General features: G+C 52.5%; 3 protein-coding genes. All 3 read right to left on the bottom strand.

All coding sequences use genetic code 11. The features are described 5' to 3' along the window. Nucleotides 1–281 precede the first annotated feature (281 nt). The 3 genes from LQE90_RS12465 to istA are packed head-to-tail and all read right to left on the bottom strand — an operon-like array spanning nt 282 to nt 2,784. Nucleotides 282–407, bottom strand: coding sequence for a hypothetical protein (locus LQE90_RS12465; RefSeq protein WP_255713303.1), 126 nt, complete (start codon nt 405–407; stop codon nt 282–284). Nucleotides 408–453: 46 nt separating this feature from the next. Beyond that, nucleotides 454–1,233, bottom strand: a complete 780-nt coding sequence (locus LQE90_RS12280) for an ATP-binding protein (RefSeq protein ID WP_216530025.1) — start codon at nt 1,231–1,233, stop codon at nt 454–456. A 21-nt stretch (nt 1,234–1,254) separates the two neighbouring features. Then, a complete protein-coding gene (gene istA, locus LQE90_RS12275; protein WP_216530024.1) occupies nt 1,255–2,784 on the bottom strand; it encodes an IS21 family transposase in 1,530 nt (509 codons plus the stop codon). Nucleotides 2,785–2,975 lie beyond the last annotated feature (191 nt).

The raw sequence follows: 2,975 nt of genomic DNA, 5'->3' as shown, positions 1-2,975 counted from the left end.
TGGTTATTACACCCGTATCGGTACATCGTTCCAGACCATCGGTACGGCATTTCGCAGCATCGGCACAGTGATTCTGCCTAGCAGTGCACACCCACAAGATATTGATTTCAAGGGCCCGACTGCAATCGAAAGCAATCGGGCCCTTTCAGCTACTAGATACAGCTCGTTTCAACGCGTGTGTCGTATATCGTTGTCACGGTAAACGGCTTTACGTCGGCAGGCAATTCGTTTCTCTGTGAGTACGGATTAGGATTACTGAGATCTAGAACCCCGGCGTGCCATCATAACGTGCAGGTTGCCGCAAGCTCAGACAACTCTCCGCATACTGAGTCGTTGACGTCCTCGGCCCGCATGTTCTTTGCAGCGAAGTCCACGATGTAGTCTTCCAGCTCAATCGGAACAGCCATCCAAAGATTCCTGCTGCATGCCTGCTGCAATATCTGCCGCACGGCCTCACGCGACAGCATGGTTGCTTTCTTTCAGATCGTCATCCTTGAAGCGCTCGCGCATCGAGATCCCACCCTTGATTTCAATGATGTACGCATTGTTCTTTATACGATCGACCACCGAGTCTCCCGCAGGGCAATTGCCTAAAAGAACCGGCCAGCCATCAACAAGATACTGCGTGCAGATGATAGTGGGCTTCTTGGCTCGCGTGCGTGCATCGACGACAGCTAACAGCTCGTTTACTTCTTGGATGGTAATCGAATCGGAAAGCAACCAGTCATCCACGATAAGAAGCGGAAGTCGCTTCAGCGAGGTAATCTTCTTTTTGTGCTTCAATGGATCCGTACGAAGTACGAGCAGCTCGTCAACCATGTCGCGGTAGTTCAGATACTCCACCTTAACAAATTGGCGGCACGCTGCATTGGCGAGTGCCGACCCCATGAAAGATTTTCCGCCACCAGCCGCTGCTTGTATGATGATGTTGTGGCCCTTAGAGATGTAATCGCCTGTGGCAAGGCGCGATATCAACCCAGCGTCGAGTTCACGGTCTGAATCCATGCAAAGGTCTTCGAGGTGGGCATCGGGCTCTTCAAGATGCGCGCCCGATATGAGCCTTTCGATTTTCTCTGTCATCTTCACCGTGTAGAGATTGTCAATGAGTATTGCCACGTATTCCTGCGCGGTCAGACCCTTCGCCTGCCCACTTCTCTCAAGCGCCTCTGCGGCTTCAATTATGGCAGTAAGCTTCAGTTTCTTTAGTTGTTCTATCGTTTGCTGCTTTAGCATAATTTTGCTGTATCCTTCCAGCTAGTAGCGGCGAATAGCCCACGGGTTGCCGCCCGCGGGATCATCGAACTCAGTGCTTTTGGCTGTATTCTTTATCAGGGTGCTGATGGCTTTGTAGCTCGGGTTCGCCAGAATCGAGAGCGCCTTTTCGCACGCGCTCTCGATTGCTGCTGATGAATGAGATGCACGCTGCTTTAAAAGCTTTTCGCACCAGCCCCATCCTTGCTCTTCGGCGAGTCCTTCACTTAGGAAACCTTCGATTACCTTTGTCGTAGCAGGGCCTGTCTTAGCTGCCTCATGGCGATACCACTCGCTGTCGTGATCGAGGTAGTCGGCATGATGCTTTGCGCGGTGCTCAGGATTGGTGATCGGTCCGTCTTCGGGCATATGCGTGCGCTGACGAGCATGAATGGCAATACGCTCGCCCTCGCAATAAACCTCGACGGCATGCGGCGTAGTGCGGACCTCGACCTCTTTGCCGACGAAGCGATGGGGAACCGAGTAGAGAACCTTATCGGCTGCGCATAAAACGTGATAGTTCTTTCCCACTTTGACTTTTGGCGACCAAATCGCGCGTTCCCAAGGGCGTTCGGGCAACGGCTGCAAACATGGCTTCTCGCGTTCCAAGAACACTTCAGCCCGAGATGAAGCGCGCTTTTGAAAGGGTTTTGCGTTTAGCTCCGCTGCCTTTGCGGCAACGGCTTCATTGAGTTCGTCAATATCGAAGAAGCGCTGTTTTCGCAGTTCAAGGCGTATCTTGTTGGCGAACTTGTCAACAGACGACTCGACGCTGTTCTTACCGCGTGGTCGGCGAGGTGCGTGCGGAATTACCGCAACGTTGTAATGCTCGGCAAATTCCCTGAACGTCCGGTTAAGCACGATCTCTTCGGAGGTATGCTTCGTTACGCCAGTTCGAAGATTGTCGATAACGACGATGCGGGGACACCCGCCGAAGAATGCGAAGCTGTCGGCCGCTGCTTGAAGCCAGCTTTCCATCGTCATATCGGGGTATGCGCGGACGAATACGTATTGCGAATACGGCAGGCAGGCCACGAATACCGGCACATCAGCGAGCTCGCCAGCATCGGGATTGCAGATGGTCAGCTTCTTGCCGGCCCAATCAAACTCTCCAATGTCAGCGGCGATGTATCGCCTGATGACGGCAATATCGTTGGCATCGCACCAGACATGGTATTTCTCGCAGAAGCGCGAGTATTGGTAGGGGCGCTTATCGGATTCAACCGCCTCGATGACGTATTCTTCCCACAGAATGGTCATCTTCATGGTTCTGTCGCGCGTCATTTCGTCGTAGATCTTTTTGTAGTCGATGGGCGCGTAGAGCTCGACTTGCTCAGGCTTTCCTCTTACCAGCTCATACGCTTCGGCGTCGGTAAGATCCTCAACATCCTTCCATCCAACATCGCGCTTCTTCGCGAGTTGCACGATGTCTTGTACCGTCGATCGGGCGCAGCCGCAAGCGTCTGCAGTTTTCTGCAAACTCAAACCGCTGGCACGATGGCGGAGCACATCGCGGTAGCTAACACTACTCATTAATTTTCTCCAATCATCGTTTTGCGACGCAGTCATCTTTGCTGCGTTAGCGATGATTTTGGAGAATGACGAGTATGCGAGTCAAATCAATATGTTGTGGTGTACCGATAGAGCGTAATGATGTACCGGTAGCCCCGTAACGGGTGCCGGTGAAATTTGGAACGATGTACCGATTTACTTGTAATAATCAG

This window comes from Paraeggerthella hominis (genome assembly GCF_021044775.1).
Lineage (GTDB): Bacteria > Actinomycetota > Coriobacteriia > Coriobacteriales > Eggerthellaceae > Paraeggerthella > Paraeggerthella hominis.
Note: the sequence above shows the minus strand (reverse complement) of the source record. Positions and strands in the feature narration are given on the sequence as shown.